Source organism: Allofournierella massiliensis (genome assembly GCF_964241245.1).
GTDB lineage: Bacteria > Bacillota > Clostridia > Oscillospirales > Ruminococcaceae > Allofournierella > Allofournierella massiliensis.
The window spans coordinates 40,360-57,451 of the sequence record NZ_CAXSWZ010000015.1; the positions used below are offsets into that span (position 1 = coordinate 40,360).

The window sequence follows — 17,092 nt, forward strand, 5'->3', positions numbered from 1 at the left end:
CTTCTGAAAATGAAACGGCGGGGGTCAAAGCGGTTGCATTTTGCCGGCCGGGCCTGCTAAACTAGGATTGTAAAATTCTTGTTAGGGGGTGCACCCATGAAGCGCGGATTCATTGAGATGAAGGGTTACGAAGCCGGTTTTGCAGCGCTGTTTGGGGAGAAAAGCACCCATAACGCAATCCTTGCCGAATAAAAGGCCGTAGTGCATGCGCACTGCGGTCTTTTTCGTTGGCGTTTCAACTGGGAGGGTTTCAAAACATGGAACAGAAAAAAGTAGCGATCCTGATGGGAAGCGACAGCGATTGGCCGGTGGTCAAGGCCGCCGCAGCCGAGCTCAAGCGCCTGGGCATCCCCTGCGAGGCGCACATCCTCAGCGCCCACCGCACCCCGGCGCCTGCCGCTGAGTTTGCCAAAAACGCCCGTGCCGCGGGCTTCGGCGCAATCATCTGCGCCGCCGGTATGGCCGCCCATCTGGCGGGCGCCATCGCCGCCAACACCACCCTGCCGGTGATCGGCATTCCCATGAAGGGCGGCGCGATGGACGGTCTGGACGCCCTGCTGGCCACGGTGCAGATGCCCAGCGGCATCCCGGTGGCCACCGTTGCCCTGAACGGCGCCAAGAACGCCGCCATTCTGGCCGCCCAGATGCTGGCCATCACCGATGAGGCTCTGGCTGCAAAGCTGGACGCTGACCGGGCCGCCATGGCCCAGCAGATTGCCGCCAAGGAAGAAAAGCTGCAGGCCGAGCTGGCCGCGCTGTAAGGCGGAGCATTCAAAAAGGTTTATAAAATTTTATTTCACCCAACATCAAAAAGGAGCAGAGAATCATGAACAAGCTGGAGCAGTTGTACGAAGGTAAAGCCAAGAAAGTATTCGCCACCGAGGATCCCAATCTGGTGATCGTGGATTACAAGGATGACGCCACCGCAGGCGACGGCGCCAAGAAGGGCACCATCCGCGGCAAGGGCGTTGTGAACAACAAGCTGTCCAACAACCTGATGAAGATGCTGGCCGAGCAGGGCGTGCCCACTCACTTTGTGGAGGAGCTGAGCGACCGTGAGACCCTGGTGAAGAAGGTTCAGATCGTTCCTCTGGAGGTCATCGTGCGCAACGTGGCCGCGGGCAGCTTCTCCAAGCGCTACGGCGTTGCCGAGGGCACTGTATTCAAGGCCCCCACTCTGGAGTTCAGCTACAAGAACGATGATCTGCACGATCCCCTGATCAACCACTACCATGCTCTGGCTCTGGAGCTGGCCACCCAGGAGGAGATCGACACCATTTCCGCCTACGCCTTCAAGGTGAACGAGATCCTGAGCAAGTACCTGCTGCAGTTCAACATCCGCCTGATCGACTTCAAGCTGGAGTTCGGCCGCCTGGCCGACGGCACCATCGTGCTGGCCGACGAGATCAGCCCCGACACCTGCCGCTTCTGGGATGCCACCACCGGCGCTCATCTGGACAAGGATCTGTTCCGCCGCGATCTGGGCGGTGAGGAAGAGGCTTACCAGGAAGTGATGAAGCGCCTGCTGGGCTAAGAGAAAGTGAGGCGGCCGATGTTCGATTATCTGGAAAGCAAGATCCACGATGAATGCGGCGTGTTCGCCGTGTACAGCCGCGACGAGGACATGGATGTGGTGGCCGACACCTACTATGGCCTGTACGCGTTGCAGCATCGTGGGCAGGAGAGCTGCGGCATCGCCGTGAATGAGGACGGTGTGATCCGCAGCCATAAGGATCTGGGTCTGGTGAACGAGGTGTTCACCCCCGATGTGATCCGCCGGCTGGGCAAGGGCCAGATGGCTCTGGGCCACTGCCGTTACGCGCCTTACAAGGATCGCACCCGGTCCAGCAGCCAGCCCATGCTGGTGCGCCACGTCAAGGGCACCATGGCTCTGGCCTTCAACGGCCAGCTCACCAACGCGGTGGAGCTGCGGGAGGAGCTGGAGCTGAAGGGCGGCATCTTCCACACCACCAGCGACATCGAGGTCATCGCCTATGCCATCACCCGTGCCCGGCTGAACGCCGGCAGCATTCAGGAGGCGGTGGAAAAGGCGGTGGACCGGCTGACCGGCGCCTATTCTCTGGTGGTCATGAGCCCCCGCAAGATTGTGGCGGCCCGTGACCCGCAGGGCATCCGGCCCCTGTGCCTGGGCAAGATCGGAAACAGCGATGTGATCGCCAGCGAAAGCTGTGCCATCCATGCGGCGGGCGGCGAGTTCGTGCGGGACATTGCCCCCGGCGAGATCGTGGTCATTGACGAGGAGGGCGTGCACAGCATCGCCCACGCCTGCGGCCAGAAAACCGGCCTGTGCGTGTTCGAGTATGTGTACTTCGCCCGGCCCGATTCCGTGATTGACGGCGCTTCCGTTCACCGGGCCCGCCGCCGTGCGGGCGCCTTCCTGGCGCTGGAGCATCCGGTGCAGGCGGACGTGGTCATCGGCGCGCCGGACTCCGGCCTGGACGCGGCCCTGGGCTACGCCCAGCAGAGCGGCATCCCCTACGGCATCGGCTTTTTGAAGAACAAATACATCGGGCGCACCTTCATCCAGCCCAGCCAGAAGCTGCGGGAGAACACCGTGCGCATCAAGCTGAACCCCATTGCCGACACTGTGGCCGGCAAGCGTGTGGTGCTGGTGGACGACTCCATCGTGCGCGGCACCACCTCCAAGCAGATCGTGCAGCTGCTGCGGGAAGCGGGCGCCACCGAGGTTCACTTCCGGGCCTCCAGCCCCAAGTTCCTGTACCCCTGCTACTTCGGCACCGATGTGGACAGCCAGAAAAACCTGATCGCCGCCAACTACACCACCGAGCAGATCGCCGAGCAGATCGGAGTGGACAGTCTGGGCTTTTTGAGCATCGAGAGCGTGAAGAAGATTGCCGAGGGCTGCAAGCTGGACTTCTGCGTGGGCTGCTTTACCGGCGAATATCCGGTGGAGCCTCCCAAACGGGAATTTGAGGACAAATACTCCCAGAAGCTGAACAGCAACGATTGAGGCAGTACCGCATAATTTCGGGGACGGAGCGCGTCGGGAAATTTTTTGTGAGATGAACCAAAAAGCGCAGCCAATCCTTGGTGGATTGGCGAGCATTTTTGGAAAATATCACGGAAAATTTCGGCGCGATACGCCGCCTGAGGTGTTGACCGTAAATTGTGCGGTGTTGCCTGAGAATGAATGAATCGCCGGGGCCATTTTTCCGTGGCCCCGGCCTTGCCCGTGAATGGGCGGTATAAGGAGGAACAAATGGAAAAGAGCTTTTCTGCCAGCTACGCCGCTGCCGGTGTGGACATCACCGCCGGCTACAAGGCCGTGGAACTGATGAAGCAGCATGTGGCCCGCACCGTGATCCCCGGCGTGATGGGTGGTCTGGGCGGCTTTGGCGGCCTGTTTGAGCTGGATTGCACCAACATGCCCCACCCGGTTCTGGTTTCCGGCACCGACGGCGTGGGCACCAAGCTGAAAATCGCCTTCCTGATGGACAAGCACGACACCGTGGGCATCGACTGCGTGGCCATGTGCGTGAACGACGTGGTCTGCGCCGGCGCCAAGCCCCTGATCTTCCTGGATTACATCGCCTGCGGCAAGAACGTGCCCGAGCGCATTGCCCAGATGGTGGCCGGCGTGGCCGAGGGCTGCGTGCAGGCCGGCTGCGCACTGGTGGGCGGCGAGACCGCCGAGATGCCCGGCTTCTACCCGGAGGACGAGTACGATCTGGCAGGCTTCACCGTGGGCGCCGTGGACAAGAGCAAGATCCTGTCCAACGAGGCCATGGTTCCCGGCGATGTAATCATCGCCCTGCCCTCCTCCGGCGTGCATTCCAACGGCTTCTCGCTGGTGCGCCGGGTCTTTGATCTGGAAAACCATCCCGAGGTGCTGAAGGAGTACCACGAGGAGCTGGGCTGCACCCTGGGCGAGGCCCTGCTGGCCCCCACCCGCATTTATGTCAAGCAGGTTCTGGCCGTGATGGATCAGGTGGCGGTGAAGTGCGTGTCCCACATCACCGGCGGCGGCTTCTACGAGAACATCCCCCGCAGCCTGAAGGCCGGCTGCAAGGCCGTCATCAAGAAAGAGGACGTGCGTACTCCCGCCCTGTTCGGCTTCATCCAGAAGGCGGGCAATATCCCCGAGCGCGACATGTTCAACACCTTCAACATGGGCGTTGGCATGATCCTGACCGTGGCCAAGGAAGATGCCGACAAGGCTCTGGCCATCCTGAAGGAGCAGGGCGAGGACGCCTACATTCTGGGCGTGATCGGCGAAGGCGAGGGCGTGGAGTTATGCTGAACATCGCGGTTCTGGTCTCCGGCGGCGGCACCAACCTGCAGGCCATTCTGGACGCACAGGCCCGGGGAGAAATCCCCCACGGCCGGGTGACGCTGGTGGTGGCATCCAAGCCCGGCGTCTACGCGCTGGAGCGGGCCGAAAAGGCCGGTGTGCCCGGCGTGGTGGTGCGCCGTAAGGACTACGAGAGCAGCGAGGCCTTCGACGCGGCCCTGCTGAACGTTCTGAAGGACAACCACATTGATCTGGTGGTGCTGGCGGGCTTTCTGTCCATTCTGGGGCCCAGTGTCATCGCCGCCTATCCGGAGCGCATCCTGAACGTGCACCCCAGCCTGATCCCCAGCTTCTGCGGCGAGGGCTTTTACGGCCTGCGGGTGCATGAAGCGGCTCTTGCCAAGGGCGTGAAGGTGACCGGCGCCACCGTGCATTTCGTGAACGAAATCTGCGACGGCGGCCGCATCCTGAAGCAGAAGGCCGTGGAGGTGCAGCCCGGCGATACCCCGGAGATTTTGCAGCGCCGGGTGATGGAGCAGGCGGAATGGATCATCCTGCCCGCCGCCATTGCGGAAGTCTGCGAAGAATACGATAAGTAAAATAAATTTGAATCCTACGATTTGGAATATGGAGGCCAAGATGGAACAGCTGGATCTGTACAAACTGGTGAACGAAAACGCCTACCCCGGCCGGGGCATCGTGCTGGGCCTTGCCCCCAGCGGCAAGAAGGCGCTGATTGCCTACTTTATCATGGGCCGCAGCGCCAACAGCCGCAACCGTGTGTTTGACCCGGTGCCCGAGATCGGAGGCATCCGCACCCTGGCGGCCGACCCCGCCAAGCTGGAGGACCCCAGCCTGATCATCTACAACCCGGTGCGCACCGTGGCGAATGCCCACATCGTGACCAACGGCGACCAGACCGACACCGTGTATGAGTTCATGGCCCGGGGCGAGCGCTTTGAGGACGCCCTGCGCACCCGCACCTTCGAGCCGGACGGCCCCAACTGGACCCCCCGCATCAGCGGTCTGGTGGAGCTGGAGGAGGCGGGGTGCAGCTACAGGCTGTCCATTCTGAAGAGCGCCGACGGCAACGGCGAAAGCTGCCGCCGCTACTTCTTCGAGTATCCTATCCCGGTGGCGGGCGAGGGCCACTTCATCCACACCTACAAGTGCGACGGCAACCCCATCCCCAGCTTTGAGGGTGAGCCGGAGAAGGTCGCCCTGCCCGAGGAGGCCGAGGAGCTGGCCACCAACCTGTGGGCCAACCTGAACGAGGACAACAAGGTCAGCCTGTTTGTGCGTGCCATTGATCTGGCCACCGGCGAGACCGAAGACGTGATCATCAACAAATACGACGCTGTTTGCGACGAAGAATAAGGGGGAGAACGATACCATGACCGAACTGGAACTGAAATACGGCTGTAACCCCAACCAGAAACCCGCCCGCATCTTCATGAAGGAGGGCGAGCTGCCGGTGACCGTTCTGAACGGCAAGCCCGGCTACATCAACTTTCTGGACGCGCTGAACTCCTGGCAGCTGGTGCGCGAGCTGAAGCAGGCCACCGGCCTGCCCGCCGCCGCTTCCTTCAAGCACGTTTCCCCGGCGGGCGCGGCCCTGGGCCTGCCCCTGGACGACACCCTGAAGAAGATGTACTTCTGCGAGGGTCTGGAGCTGAGCCCTCTGGCCTGCGCATACGCCCGCGCCCGCGGCGCTGACCGCATGAGCAGCTTCGGCGACTGGATTGCCCTGTCCGACGTGTGCGACGAGAGCACCGCCAAGGTGATCCAGCATGAAGTGACCGACGGCATCATCGCCCCCGGCTACACCGACGAGGCGCTGGCTATTCTGAAATCCAAGCGCAAGGGCAATTACAACATCGTGCAGATCGACCCGGACTATGTGCCCGAAGCCATCGAGCGCAAGCAGGTGTTCGGCATTGTGTTCGAGCAGGGCCGCAACGAGCTGAAGATCGACGAGAGCATGCTGGAGAATCTGGTCACCGACAACAAGACCCTGACCGCCGAGCAGAAGCGGGATCTGATGCTCTGCCTGATCACCCTGAAATACACCCAGTCCAACAGTGTGTGCTACGCCCAGGGCGGCCAGGTGATCGGCGTGGGCGCCGGCCAGCAGAGCCGCATCCACTGCACCCGTCTGGCCGGCAACAAGGCCGACATCTGGCAGCTGCGCCACCATCCCAAGGTGCTGGCCCTGCCCTTCCGGGAGGACGTTTCCCGCCCCAACCGGGACAATGCCATCGACGTTTACATCAGCGACGAGTACGAGGATGTGATCGGCAACGACGTGTGGGCCGAGACCTTCACTGAGCAGCCCGCCCCCCTCACCGCTGAGGAAAAGAAGGCATGGCTGGCCCAGGTAAAGGGTGTTGTGCTGGGCAGCGACGCCTTCTTCCCCTTCGGCGACAACATCGAGCGCGCCCGCCGCAGCGGCGTGGAAGCCATTGTGCAGCCCGGCGGCTCCATCCGGGATCAGCAGGTCATCGACACCTGCAACAAATACGGCATCGCCATGGCCTTCTGCGGCATCCGGCTGTTCCACCACTAAGGAGAACCGGCTGCGCGGCACAAATTTGTGCCATTGGGCTTTTTGCCTTGCCGCGATTTTGTTATAATAAAGCCAGACGACCATAAGAGAGCATGAAAAGGCCGTCTGGCTTTTTGAATGCTCCACACTTGCCTGCATGGAACGAAAGAGGGAATCAAGCGCATGAAAATACTGGTTGTGGGTGGCGGCGGCCGTGAGCACGCCATCGTGAAAAAACTGAAGGAAAGCCCCCTTTGCACCGAGCTGTGGGCGGCCCCCGGCAACGGCGGCATCGCCTGCGACGCAAAATGCAAAAACATTTCGGCCACCGACATTGAAGCCCAGGTCGCCTTTGCGAAGGAAGAGGGCTTTGACTATGTGGTGGTCGCGCCGGACGATCCGCTGGCTCTGGGTCTGGTGGACAGACTGGCCGAGGCGGGCATCCCGGCCTTTGGCCCCAGCGCTGCCGCGGCCCGCATCGAGGCCAGCAAGGTGTTCAGCAAGGACCTGATGAAGAAGTACGGCATCCCCACCGCGAAGTACGAGGTGTTCACCGAGGCCGCCGCAGCCATGGACTACATCAAGGCTGAGGGCAGCTATCCGGTGGTCATCAAGGCGGACGGTCTGGCGCTGGGCAAGGGCGTGCTGATCTGCGGCAATGAAGCCGAGGCCGAGACCGCCCTGCACGAGATGATCGACGAGAAGAAGTTCGGCGCATCCGGCACCCGGGTGGTGGTGGAGGAATTCCTTACCGGCCCCGAGGTGAGCGTGCTGGCCTTTGCCGACGGCAAGACCCTGAAGCCCATGGTCTCCAGCATGGATCACAAACGTGCGCTGGATGGCGATGAGGGCCTGAACACCGGCGGCATGGGCACCATCGCCCCCAACCCCTGCTACACCGCTGAGGTGGCCGAGGAATGCGCAAAGCAGATCTTCGAGCCCACCATGAAGGCCATGCAGGCCGAGGGCTGCCCCTTCAAGGGCTGCCTGTACTTCGGCCTGATGATCACCCCCAAGGGCCCCCGGGTGATCGAGTACAACTGCCGCTTCGGCGACCCCGAGACCCAGGTGGTTCTGCCCTTGCTGGAAAGCGACTTGCTGAAGATCATGCTGGCCTGCACGAACGGCACTCTGGCGGACACCGAGGTGAAGTTCAAAAACGAGAGCGCCGCCTGCGTGATTCTGGCCAGCGGCGGCTACCCGGAGCACTATGAAAAGGGCAAGGAGATCACCGGCCTTGTAAACGGGCAGGTGCCCGGCAGCGACGTGGTGGTCTACCACGCCGGCACCGCCGAGAAGGACGGCAAGCTCGTGACCAGCGGCGGCCGGGTGCTGGGCGTGAGCGCCACCGCACCCACGCTGGAAAAGGCGCTGGAAAAGGCCTACGCCGCCAGCGAACAGATTCATTTCGACAAGCTGCACAAGCGCGCCGACATCGGCCGCCGTGCCCTGAACGCCTTAAAAGGAGAGTGAACCCATGGTATACCGCATCTATGTGGAAAAGAAAAAGGGCTTTGACCACGAGGCCCAGAACCTGCTGGGCGAAGTGCACGGCCTGCTGGGCATCCAGTCGGTAACCGGCCTGCGCCTGTTGAACCGTTACGACGTGGAGGGCGTGAGCGAGGAGCTGTTCCGCAGCTGCATCCCCACCGTATTCAGCGAGCCCCCCGTGGACGACACCTGCGACCACTGCCCCGAAGCGGACGTGGTGTTCGCGGTGGAATACCTGCCCGGTCAGTTCGACCAGCGGGCCGCTTCCGCCAGCGAGTGCATCCAGCTGATCAGCCAGGGCGAGCGCCCCACCGTGCGCACCGCCCGGGTGTATCTGCTCACCGGCAATCCCACCGAGGCGGAGCTGGCTCAGATCAAGAAATACGTCATCAACCCGGTGGAGGCCCGGGAAGCCAGCCTCTCCCGCAAGGATACCCTGCAGATGGATTACCCCACCCCCAGCACCGTGGAAACCCTGACCGGCTTCTGCGAGCTGGACGAGGAGGGCCTGGCAAACTTCGTGAAGGAAAAGGGCCTTGCCATGGACGAGGCGGACATCGCCTTCTGCCAGAACTACTTCCGGTTTGAAAAGCGCGACCCCACCATCACCGAGATCCGCATGATCGACACCTACTGGTCCGATCACTGCCGCCACACCACCTTCGGCACCATTCTGGACGAGATCGAGATCCGGGACGTGCAGGTGAAGAAGGCCTTCGACAACTACCTGACCATGCGCAAGGCGGTGTACGCCGGCCGCAAGAAGAACATGTGCCTGATGGATCTTGCCACCATCGGCGCCAAGTATCTGGCCAGCATCGGCAAGCTGAAGAATCTGGACGAGTCCGAGGAGATCAACGCCTGCACCGTGAAGATCAAGTGCGATGTGGACGGCGAGGAGCAGGACTGGCTGTATCTGTTCAAGAACGAGACCCACAACCACCCCACCGAGATCGAGCCCTTCGGCGGCGCGGCCACCTGCATCGGCGGCGCCATCCGTGACCCCCTGTCCGGCCGCAGCTACGTCTATCAGGCCATGCGCGTGACCGGCGCGGGCGATCCGCTGGTTCCGGTGAGCGAGACCATGGCGGGCAAGCTGCCCCAGCGCAAGCTGGTCACCACCGCCGCCGCCGGTTATTCCAGCTACGGCAACCAGATCGGTCTGGCCACCGGTCAGGTGGACGAGCTGTACCATCCCGGCTATGTGGCCAAGCGGCTGGAGATCGGTGCCGTGGTGGGCGCTGCCCCCGCTTCCAACGTGCGCCGTGAGGTGCCCGCCGCCGGCGACATTGTGGTGCTGCTGGGCGGCGCCACCGGCCGCGACGGCTGCGGCGGCGCCACCGGCTCCTCCAAGGCCCACAAGCTGGAAAGTCTGGAAACCTGCGGCGCTGAGGTGCAGAAGGGCAACGCCCCCATCGAGCGCAAGCTGCAGCGCCTCTTCCGCCGCCCCGAAGCCACCCGCCTGATCAAGCGCTGCAACGACTTCGGCGCAGGCGGCGTGTCCGTTGCCATCGGCGAGCTGGCCGACGGTCTGGCCATTGATCTGGACGCCGTGCCCAAGAAGTACGAGGGCCTGGACGGCACCGAGCTGGCCATCAGCGAAAGCCAGGAGCGCATGGCCGTTGTGCTGGCTCCCCAGGACGTGGAAGCCTTCGTGAAGCTGGCCCATGAGGAAAATCTGGACGCCACCGTGGTGGCCACCGTCACCGAGGATCCCCGCCTGACCATGACCTGGAAGGGCAACACCATTGTAAACATCAGCCGCAACTTCCTGAACTCCAACGGTGCGGAAAAGCGCGCCCGGGTTCTGGTGTACGACTGCCAGGACTACAAGGTGGACTGGCAGGGCGACACCTGGGCGGAGAAGATGAAGAATCTGGTCACCGACCTGAATGTGTGCAGCAAGAAGGGCCTGTCCGAGCGGTTCGATTCCACCATCGGCGCGGCCACTGTGCTCATGCCCTTTGGCGGCAAGTACCAGCTGACCCCCGCGCAGGCCATGGCGGCCAAGCTGCCGGTATCCGGCGAGACCACCACCTGCAGCGGTATGGCCTGGGGCTACAACCCCTATCTGATGGAGAAAAAGCAGTACAGCGGCGCCTATCTGGCCGTTGTGGAAAGCATCTCCAAGCTGGTGGCCAGCGGCTTCCGCTATGAGGATGCCTACCTGACCTTCCAGGAATACTTCGAGCGTCTGGGCGACGCCCCCGAGCGCTGGGGCAAGCCCTTCGCCGCCCTGCTGGGCGCTTTGATGGCACAGGTGGATCTGGGCGTGGCCGCCATCGGCGGCAAGGACAGCATGTCCGGCAGCTTCGAGAATCTGGACGTGCCTCCCACGCTGGTGAGCTTCGCCACCGCCATTGGCAACACCAAAAATGTGATCAGCCCCGAGTTCAAGACCGCGGGCAGCAAGGTGGTCTGGCTGTATCCCGAGTATCAGGATAAGCTGGAGCTGCGCCCCGAGCCCCACAGCCTGAAAAAGCTGTACAAGAAGGTGGAGGAGCTGATCGCTTCCGGTAAGGTGAAGGCCGCCTACACCCCCGGCTACGGCTGCGCCGCCGAGGCAGTGTTCAAGATGTGCCTGGGCAACCGGCTGGGCTTCGCACTGGATGCCGCCCGCGACCCGGAGAATCTGTTCCATCCCGCTTACGGCAGCTTCATTCTGGAGGTTGATCCGGAGCTGGAGCTGGATATGGGCGTCACTCTGGGCACCGTTACCGAGACCTACGCGCTGAAGATGGGCGGCGAGACCATCGACCTGGCCGCCCTGCAGGAGGCCTGGGAATCCAAGCTGGAGCCGGTGTTCCCCTACCGCAAGGCGGGCGCCACCGTGGACAAGATCAGCTATGAGGCCACCGAGCGCAAGGCCCCGGCCATCGGCATCGCCAAGCCCCGGGTGATCATTCCCGTATTCCCCGGCACCAACTGCGAGTACGACACCGCCCGCGCCTTTGCCCGCGCCGGCGCCTACCCGAAGGTGCTGGTCATCAACAACCTGAGCGCCTCGGCGGTTGCCGAGAGCTGCGCCGCCCTGACCCAGGCCATCCGGGAGAGCCAGATCGTGATGCTGCCCGGCGGCTTCTCCGGCGGCGACGAGCCGGACGGCAGCGCCAAGTTCATCACCGCCTTCCTGCGGGCTCCCTCCGTCACCGAGGCGGTACACGAGCTGCTGCAAAAGCGCGACGGCCTGATGCTGGGCATCTGCAACGGCTTCCAGGCCCTGATCAAGCTGGGCCTTGTGCCCTACGGCGAGATCCGCCCCATCACCGCGGACTGCCCCACCCTGACCTTCAACACCATCAACCGCCACCAGAGCATGCTGGTGAACACCCGCATCGCCTCCAATAAGAGCCCCTGGCTGAGCCGCTGCAGCGTGGACGAAGTTCACACCATCGCCATCAGCCACGGCGAGGGCCGCTTTGTGGCCAGCGATGAGGTGGTGAAGAGCCTGATCGAGAACGGTCAGGTGGCCACTCAGTATGTGGACGCGGCGGGCCAGCCCACCATGGACCTGCGCTACAACCCCAACGGCAGCGTGCTGGCCATCGAGGGCATCACCAGCCCGGACGGCCGCGTGCTGGGCAAGATGGGCCACACCGAGCGCAGCGGCGACGAGCTGTACAGGAACGTGCCCGGCAACAAGTACCAGCCCCTGTTCGAGGGCGGCGTGGATTACTTCAAGCTGTAAGCCCAAAAAACAAGTCGGGCGGGCGAGGCCTTATGCGCCCCGCCCGCCCTTTATGAGAAACCAGAGAAAGGGGAACCACTATGTCCCACGATAAATACATCTCTCCCTTCGAGACCCGTTATGCCTCCCCCGAGATGCAGTACATCTTCTCGGAGGACAACAAGTTCCGCACCTGGCGCCGGCTGTGGATTGCTCTGGCCAAGGCCGAGAAGGCCAATGGCCTGAACATCACCGACGAGCAGATTGCCGAGCTGGAAGCCCACAAGGACGACATCAACTATGAGGATGCCATCCGCCGGGAAAAGGAATGCCGCCACGACGTGATGAGCCATGTGTACGCCTATGGCCTGCAGTGCCCCCACGCCAAGGGCATCATCCATCTGGGCGCCACCAGCTGCTATGTGGGCGATAACACCGACGTGCTGGTGATGAAGGAAGGTCTTGCGCTGGTGCAGAAGAAGCTGGTGGGCGTGATGGCTCTGCTGGCCAAATTTGCCGACGAGTACAAGGATATGCCTGCCCTGGCCTACACCCATCTGCAGCCCGCCCAGCTCACCACCGTGGGCAAACGCGCCAGCCTGTGGCTGAATGAGCTGTACATGGACTATGAGGAGATCACCAACCGGATGAACGCGCTGGCCCTGCTGGGCAGCAAGGGCACCACCGGCACCCAGGCCAGCTTTGTGGAGCTGTTCGAGGGCGATTCCGCCCGCATCAAGGCGGTGGAGGCTTCCATCGCTGCCGAGCTGGGCTTCGACAAGGTGGTTCCCGTGTCCGGCCAGACCTACAGCCGCAAGGTGGACTTCCAGGTGCTGAGCGCTTTGTCCGGCCTTGCCCAGAGCGCCATGAAGATGTGCACCGACATCCGCATTCTGGCCAACTTCAAGGAGATGGAAGAGCCCTTCGAGAAGAACCAGATCGGTTCCTCCGCCATGCCCTACAAGCGCAACCCCATGCGCTGCGAGCGCGTGTGCGCCCTGGCCCGCTACCTGATGGTGGACATCCTGAACCCGGCCTTCACCGCCGGCACCCAGTGGTTCGAGCGCACCCTGGACGACTCCGCCAACAAGCGCATCGCCGTGGCTGAGGCCTTCCTAGCCGCCGATTCCATCCTGAACATCCTGCTCAACGTCTGCGACGGTCTGGTGGTGTATCCCAAGGTGATCCGCAGCCGCGTGATGGCCGAGCTGCCCTTCATGGCTGCTGAGAACATCATGATGAGCGCCGTGAAGAATGGCGGCGACCGTCAGGAGCTGCACGAGAAGCTGCGGCAGCACTCCATCGCCGCCGCCGCGCAGGTGAAGGAGGAGGGCAAGCCCAACGATCTGATCGACCGGGTGGTGAACGACGCCAGCTTCGGCCTGACCCATGCGGACATCGACGGCGTTCTGGTGCCCGAGCACTTCACCGGCCGCAGCGCCCAGCAGGTGGAGGAGTTCCTCAATGAGGTGATCCGTCCGGTGCTGGCTGCTCATCCCGAAGCTGCCGGCCAGCATGCCGAGCTGAACGTCTGATCGGCTTTCTGCTGAGAACCAAACGAAAAAGAAACACCCCGCCGCTGCCAGGCATCCGTCTGGCGGCGGCGGGGTGTTTTCAGGAGAGGCAAAGGAAAAGGAAGGCTCAGGGCCGGCAGCCCAGCGCAATGCGCAAAAGAAGGGCATAATCGTCCAGCGAGCGGATCAGGTCATACTCGCCGCCCCGCTTGGCCCAGTCGGAGCCGTGGCCCCGCACCGAAATCATCACCATGCGGGCGCACTGCTCCGGCGGGAAGGGGCAGGTGAACCGGCCGCTGGCCGCGCCCCGGATCATCAGCTCCTCCAGAATCCGGCTGATGGGCCGGCTCTCGGAAAGATAGTTGCGCTTGGCGTCGTGGGCAGGGGCGCTGGTCAGGCAGCGGCAGACCCCGGCGCCCACCCGCTGGCAGTATACGCCGTAGCTGTGGATGAACCGGTCCAGATTGGCCGCCTCGTCCGGCCCGAACCGGGGCAGCACCTCCTGCTGGTAAAAATCGTCGATGCCCGCGAAAAAGGCCAGAAGCAGATCGGCTTTTTCCGGGAAATAGTGATAAAAGGTACCGGTGGATATGCCAAGACTGGTGCAGATGCCCCGCACGGTCAGGTTTTCATAGCCCACCTGATCGATCATGGGGTAGATCTGTTCCAGCAGTTCCTGGCGGCGGGCGTTCTTTTTGACCGCTGTTCGCATGGGGCAAGACCTCCTGTTCTGGTTTGGAATACATATACCGGCCGGTTGTCGGCAAACTATGAACCTATTATAGAACAATATGCACAGAAAAACAAATGTTTCGTGGAAATAAATTGAAATTATTTGAAAGAAGGGCGGACTGCCCCTCTTTTTGTCGGAATGTGCTATAATACGATACAGACACTGTGCCCCCTGCGGGGGCCGAACGAAAGAGAAAGGCGGGAAAAACGATGCGGGATCTGTGCCGGGTCGATCGAAAATTAAGCGAAGAGGATGCAAAAGAGGTGCTGCGCAAGGCGAGCTTCGGCACGCTGGCCACCATCAACGAGGACGGCTGGCCCTATGCCGCGCCCATGGCCTTTGCGCTGGAGGGGGATACGCTGTATTTCCATTCGGCCAAACGGGGCCAGAAGCTGGAGAACATCACCCGGGACGGCCGGGCCAGCTTCACGGCGGTGCTCTACGCCCACAACGTACCCGAGCGGTTTGAGGTGATCTACGCCAGCGCCATCGCCCAGGGAACGGTGCGCATCCTCACCGGGGAGAGCGAGCGGATGGCGGCCATGCGGGCCATCTGTGAAAAATATTCCGCCGACCATGTGGACACCCCCGCCTACGAGCGCACCATGAAGGGCATGCCGGCGGTGGTCATGTTCGCGCTGGACATCCAGCAGCTGCGGGGCAAGGCCAACAAGGGCCGCCTGCTGAACGAGGAAGAGTGATATGCGGCTGGACAAGTTTGTTGCCCAGAGCCTGCAGCTGCCCCGCAGCGCGGCCCGCACCCTGATCACCAAAGGGCGGGTTACGGTGGACGGGCAGGTGTGCAAAAAGGCCGATACTGCCCTTTCCGGCTCCGAGACGGTGGTCGCCGAGGGCAAAGCCCTCACCTGCCAGCAGTTTGTGTACATTATGCTGAATAAGCCCAAGGGCGTGGTGAGCGCCAGCACCGACAGGCGCGACCGCACCGTGGTGGATCTGCTGGAGGGAGCCTATCCCCGGCGGGAGCTGTTCCCGGCGGGCCGGCTGGACAAAACCAGCACCGGCTTTGTGCTGCTCACCGACGACGGGGCCTTCGCCCACGCGATTCTTTCGCCCCGCCGCCATGTGCCCAAGACCTACCGGGTGGAGCTGGACACCCCGGTCACCCCGGCCATGGTCACGGCCTTTGCGCAGGGCGTGACGCTGGCAGACGGCCAGGCGATGAAGCCGGCGGATCTGATTCCGGATCCGGAAAATCCTCTTGCGGCCACCGTGGTGCTGCATCAGGGGGTCTACCACCAGATCAAACGGATGTTCGGCGTGCTGGATGCAGGGGTCAACGAGCTGCACCGGCAGGCCATCGGGGGCCTTGCGCTGGATCCGGCGCTTGCCCCGGGCCAGTGGCGGCCCATCACCGAAGAAGAGCTGGCCCGGCTTGCCCCGGGCGGACAAAATGCCTGAAAATGGCTTTGCAAGGCCGTTTTTTTGCAGTTCTTTCAAAGAACTTACACAATTTTGTCGTAGGCTAAAAGGGTGCCTGACCCCCGGAATTTTGGTCGGTGTTCAAAATTACACAATAAATGGCAGAAAAAATCGTTGAAATATGTTGCAAAAGTATATTCCCTTGTGTAAAATATACACAGAGAGCCTGTGCAATTGTTCAAATATCACAAAGCTTATTGTGGAAAACATTACCGTAAAATAAAAGGGGAGCGTATTATGGCAAACAGAGTGTTTCAGGGTGTTGTCTACCAGATGAAGGACGCCATCAATCGGGTGGTCGGTGTGGTGGATGAGACCGGCACCGTGATTTCCTGTTCCGATCTGAACATGATCGGTGAGGTGCGCGACGGCTTTGTGGCCGAGCGCCTGACCGGTGACTGCTTCGTGAAGGATGGCTGCAGCTACCATCAGTTCAGCTCCAACAAGCACAACGATTATGCTGTGTATGTGGAAGGCACCGATGAGACCGCGGCCCAGTTTGCCAGCCTGCTGGCCATCAGCCTGCAGAGCATCAAGCAGTATCACGACGAGAAGTTCGACAAGGCCAACTTCATCAAGAACGTGGTGCTGGACAATATCCTGCCCGGCGACATCTACGCCAAGGCCCGCGAGCTGCACTTCGCCACCGACGTGTCCCGCGTGGTGTTCCTGATCCGGGTGACCAGCGGCACCGACATCTCCGCTTATGATGTGGTGAGCAGCCTGTTCCCGGACAAGCAGAAGGACTTCGTGTTCAACATCAGCGAAACCGACACCGTGCTGGTGAAGGAGATCAAGCGGGGCATCGACCAGAAGGATCTGGAAAAGCTGGCCTCCAGCATCGTGGACACTCTGTCCGGCGAGCATTACATCAAGGCCACCGTGGGCATCGGTACCCCCATCGCCAACGTGAAGGACCTGGCCGCCAGCTTCAAGGAAGCGCAGGTGGCCATGGAGGTGGGCAAGGTGTTCGATACCGAGCAGTCCATCATCAGCTACGACAATCTGGGCATTGCCCGCCTGATCTATCAGCTGCCCACCACCCTGTGCGAGATGTTCCTGCGCGAGGTGTTCAAGCAGGGCAGCATCGAGAGCCTGGACAACGAGACTCTGTTCACCATCCAGCGCTTCTTTGAAAACAACCTGAATGTTTCCGAGACCAGCCGCGGCCTGTTCGTGCACCGCAACACGCTGGTGTACCGCTTGGAGAAGATCAAAAAGCTCACCGGCCTGGATCTGCGGGAATTCGACGACGCCATCGTGTTCAAGGTGGCGCTGATGGTAAAGAAATATCTGAGCGCCAACCCGGCAAAATACTGATCACGCGCAGGCCCGGAGCCTGTGCCGGGCGGCGAAGTCTGCATGGGCCGGCCGCTATGCCGCACCGCGGTGCCAATTGTTGCACCGCGGCGCTTTGCGCCGGCCCTGT

14 protein-coding genes are annotated in these 17,092 nt (G+C 62.1%); 13 read left to right on the plus strand and 1 reads right to left on the minus strand.

The genetic code is table 11. The features are described 5' to 3' along the window. Positions 1 to 257 precede the first annotated feature (257 nt). The 10 genes from purE to purB all read left to right on the plus strand — a co-directional run bounded on the left by purE (position 258) and on the right by purB (position 13,511). A complete protein-coding gene (purE, locus tag ACESYO_RS09415) occupies positions 258 to 761 on the plus strand; it encodes a 5-(carboxyamino)imidazole ribonucleotide mutase (RefSeq protein WP_058962839.1) in 504 nt (167 codons plus the stop codon). 65 nt (positions 762 to 826) lie between these two features. Then, complete coding sequence (purC, locus tag ACESYO_RS09420) at positions 827 to 1,534, plus strand: phosphoribosylaminoimidazolesuccinocarboxamide synthase (protein ID WP_058962838.1); 708 nt, start codon at positions 827 to 829, stop codon at positions 1,532 to 1,534. Positions 1,535 to 1,552: 18 nt separating this feature from the next. Beyond that, entirely contained in the window at positions 1,553 to 2,992 is a 1,440-nt protein-coding gene (gene purF / locus ACESYO_RS09425) for an amidophosphoribosyltransferase (protein ID WP_058962837.1), read from the plus strand. 249 nt (positions 2,993 to 3,241) lie between these two features. Then, the gene (gene purM / locus ACESYO_RS09430; RefSeq protein WP_373209856.1) at positions 3,242 to 4,282 is read left to right on the plus strand and encodes a phosphoribosylformylglycinamidine cyclo-ligase; all 1,041 of its coding nucleotides are present in this window, start codon (positions 3,242 to 3,244) and stop codon (positions 4,280 to 4,282) included. Continuing rightward, positions 4,276 to 4,872 carry a phosphoribosylglycinamide formyltransferase gene (gene purN, locus ACESYO_RS09435; protein WP_058962835.1) on the plus strand — a complete coding sequence of 199 codons (597 nt, stop codon included), beginning with the start codon at positions 4,276 to 4,278 and terminating at the stop codon, positions 4,870 to 4,872. The genes purM and purN overlap by 7 nt, the downstream gene beginning before the upstream one ends. Before the next feature lie 40 nt (positions 4,873 to 4,912). Then, on the plus strand, positions 4,913 to 5,650 hold the full coding sequence (locus ACESYO_RS09440) for an IMP cyclohydrolase (RefSeq protein WP_276870717.1): 738 nt from the start codon (positions 4,913 to 4,915) through the stop codon (positions 5,648 to 5,650). Positions 5,651 to 5,666: 16 nt separating this feature from the next. Continuing rightward, the gene (locus ACESYO_RS09445; protein ID WP_276870715.1) at positions 5,667 to 6,839 is read left to right on the plus strand and encodes a phosphoribosylaminoimidazolecarboxamide formyltransferase; all 1,173 of its coding nucleotides are present in this window, start codon (positions 5,667 to 5,669) and stop codon (positions 6,837 to 6,839) included. Positions 6,840 to 7,001: 162 nt separating this feature from the next. Continuing rightward, positions 7,002 to 8,291 carry a phosphoribosylamine--glycine ligase gene (gene purD / locus ACESYO_RS09450; RefSeq protein ID WP_276870713.1) on the plus strand — a complete coding sequence of 430 codons (1,290 nt, stop codon included), beginning with the start codon at positions 7,002 to 7,004 and terminating at the stop codon, positions 8,289 to 8,291. A 4-nt stretch (positions 8,292 to 8,295) separates the two neighbouring features. After that, positions 8,296 to 11,997: a phosphoribosylformylglycinamidine synthase gene (locus ACESYO_RS09455; protein WP_058962831.1), complete on the plus strand. Its 3,702-nt coding sequence runs from the start codon at positions 8,296 to 8,298 to the stop codon at positions 11,995 to 11,997. An 80-nt stretch (positions 11,998 to 12,077) separates the two neighbouring features. Beyond that, on the plus strand, positions 12,078 to 13,511 hold the full coding sequence (purB, locus tag ACESYO_RS09460) for an adenylosuccinate lyase (RefSeq protein ID WP_373209857.1): 1,434 nt from the start codon (positions 12,078 to 12,080) through the stop codon (positions 13,509 to 13,511). Positions 13,512 to 13,617: 106 nt separating this feature from the next. Here the strand turns inward: purB and ACESYO_RS09465 are convergent, their stop codons facing one another. Further along, positions 13,618 to 14,202: a TetR/AcrR family transcriptional regulator gene (locus tag ACESYO_RS09465; RefSeq protein WP_058962830.1), complete on the minus strand. Its 585-nt coding sequence runs from the start codon at positions 14,200 to 14,202 to the stop codon at positions 13,618 to 13,620. Positions 14,203 to 14,432: 230 nt separating this feature from the next. Here ACESYO_RS09465 and ACESYO_RS09470 point away from each other — a divergent pair, with 230 nt between their 5' ends. From ACESYO_RS09470 to ACESYO_RS09480, 3 genes are all read left to right on the plus strand, one after another. Beyond that, positions 14,433 to 14,924 carry a pyridoxamine 5'-phosphate oxidase family protein gene (locus tag ACESYO_RS09470; protein ID WP_058962829.1) on the plus strand — a complete coding sequence of 164 codons (492 nt, stop codon included), beginning with the start codon at positions 14,433 to 14,435 and terminating at the stop codon, positions 14,922 to 14,924. A gap of 1 nt (position 14,925) precedes the next feature. Beyond that, positions 14,926 to 15,642: a pseudouridine synthase gene (locus ACESYO_RS09475; RefSeq protein WP_058962828.1), complete on the plus strand. Its 717-nt coding sequence runs from the start codon at positions 14,926 to 14,928 to the stop codon at positions 15,640 to 15,642. A gap of 258 nt (positions 15,643 to 15,900) precedes the next feature. Then, on the plus strand, positions 15,901 to 16,983 hold the full coding sequence (locus tag ACESYO_RS09480; RefSeq protein WP_058962827.1) for a PucR family transcriptional regulator: 1,083 nt from the start codon (positions 15,901 to 15,903) through the stop codon (positions 16,981 to 16,983). The last annotated feature ends 109 nt before the right edge of the window (positions 16,984 to 17,092 follow it).

Bases quoted from the DNA above. Each gene is read 5' to 3' on its own strand.
- purE (WP_058962839.1), top strand. From the start codon at position 258: ATGGAACAGAAAAAAGTAGCGATCCTGATGGGAAGCGACAGCGATTGG.
- purC (WP_058962838.1), top strand. From the start codon at position 827: ATGAACAAGCTGGAGCAGTTGTACGAAGGTAAAGCCAAGAAAGTATTC.
- purF (WP_058962837.1), top strand. From the start codon at position 1,553: ATGTTCGATTATCTGGAAAGCAAGATCCACGATGAATGCGGCGTGTTC.
- purM (WP_373209856.1), top strand. From the start codon at position 3,242: ATGGAAAAGAGCTTTTCTGCCAGCTACGCCGCTGCCGGTGTGGACATC.
- purN (WP_058962835.1), top strand. From the start codon at position 4,276: ATGCTGAACATCGCGGTTCTGGTCTCCGGCGGCGGCACCAACCTGCAG.
- ACESYO_RS09440 (WP_276870717.1), top strand. From the start codon at position 4,913: ATGGAACAGCTGGATCTGTACAAACTGGTGAACGAAAACGCCTACCCC.
- ACESYO_RS09445 (WP_276870715.1), top strand. From the start codon at position 5,667: ATGACCGAACTGGAACTGAAATACGGCTGTAACCCCAACCAGAAACCC.
- purD (WP_276870713.1), top strand. From the start codon at position 7,002: ATGAAAATACTGGTTGTGGGTGGCGGCGGCCGTGAGCACGCCATCGTG.
- ACESYO_RS09455 (WP_058962831.1), top strand. From the start codon at position 8,296: ATGGTATACCGCATCTATGTGGAAAAGAAAAAGGGCTTTGACCACGAG.
- purB (WP_373209857.1), top strand. From the start codon at position 12,078: ATGTCCCACGATAAATACATCTCTCCCTTCGAGACCCGTTATGCCTCC.
- ACESYO_RS09465 (WP_058962830.1), bottom strand. From the start codon at position 14,202: ATGCGAACAGCGGTCAAAAAGAACGCCCGCCGCCAGGAACTGCTGGAA.
- ACESYO_RS09470 (WP_058962829.1), top strand. From the start codon at position 14,433: ATGCGGGATCTGTGCCGGGTCGATCGAAAATTAAGCGAAGAGGATGCA.
- ACESYO_RS09475 (WP_058962828.1), top strand. From the start codon at position 14,926: ATGCGGCTGGACAAGTTTGTTGCCCAGAGCCTGCAGCTGCCCCGCAGC.
- ACESYO_RS09480 (WP_058962827.1), top strand. From the start codon at position 15,901: ATGGCAAACAGAGTGTTTCAGGGTGTTGTCTACCAGATGAAGGACGCC.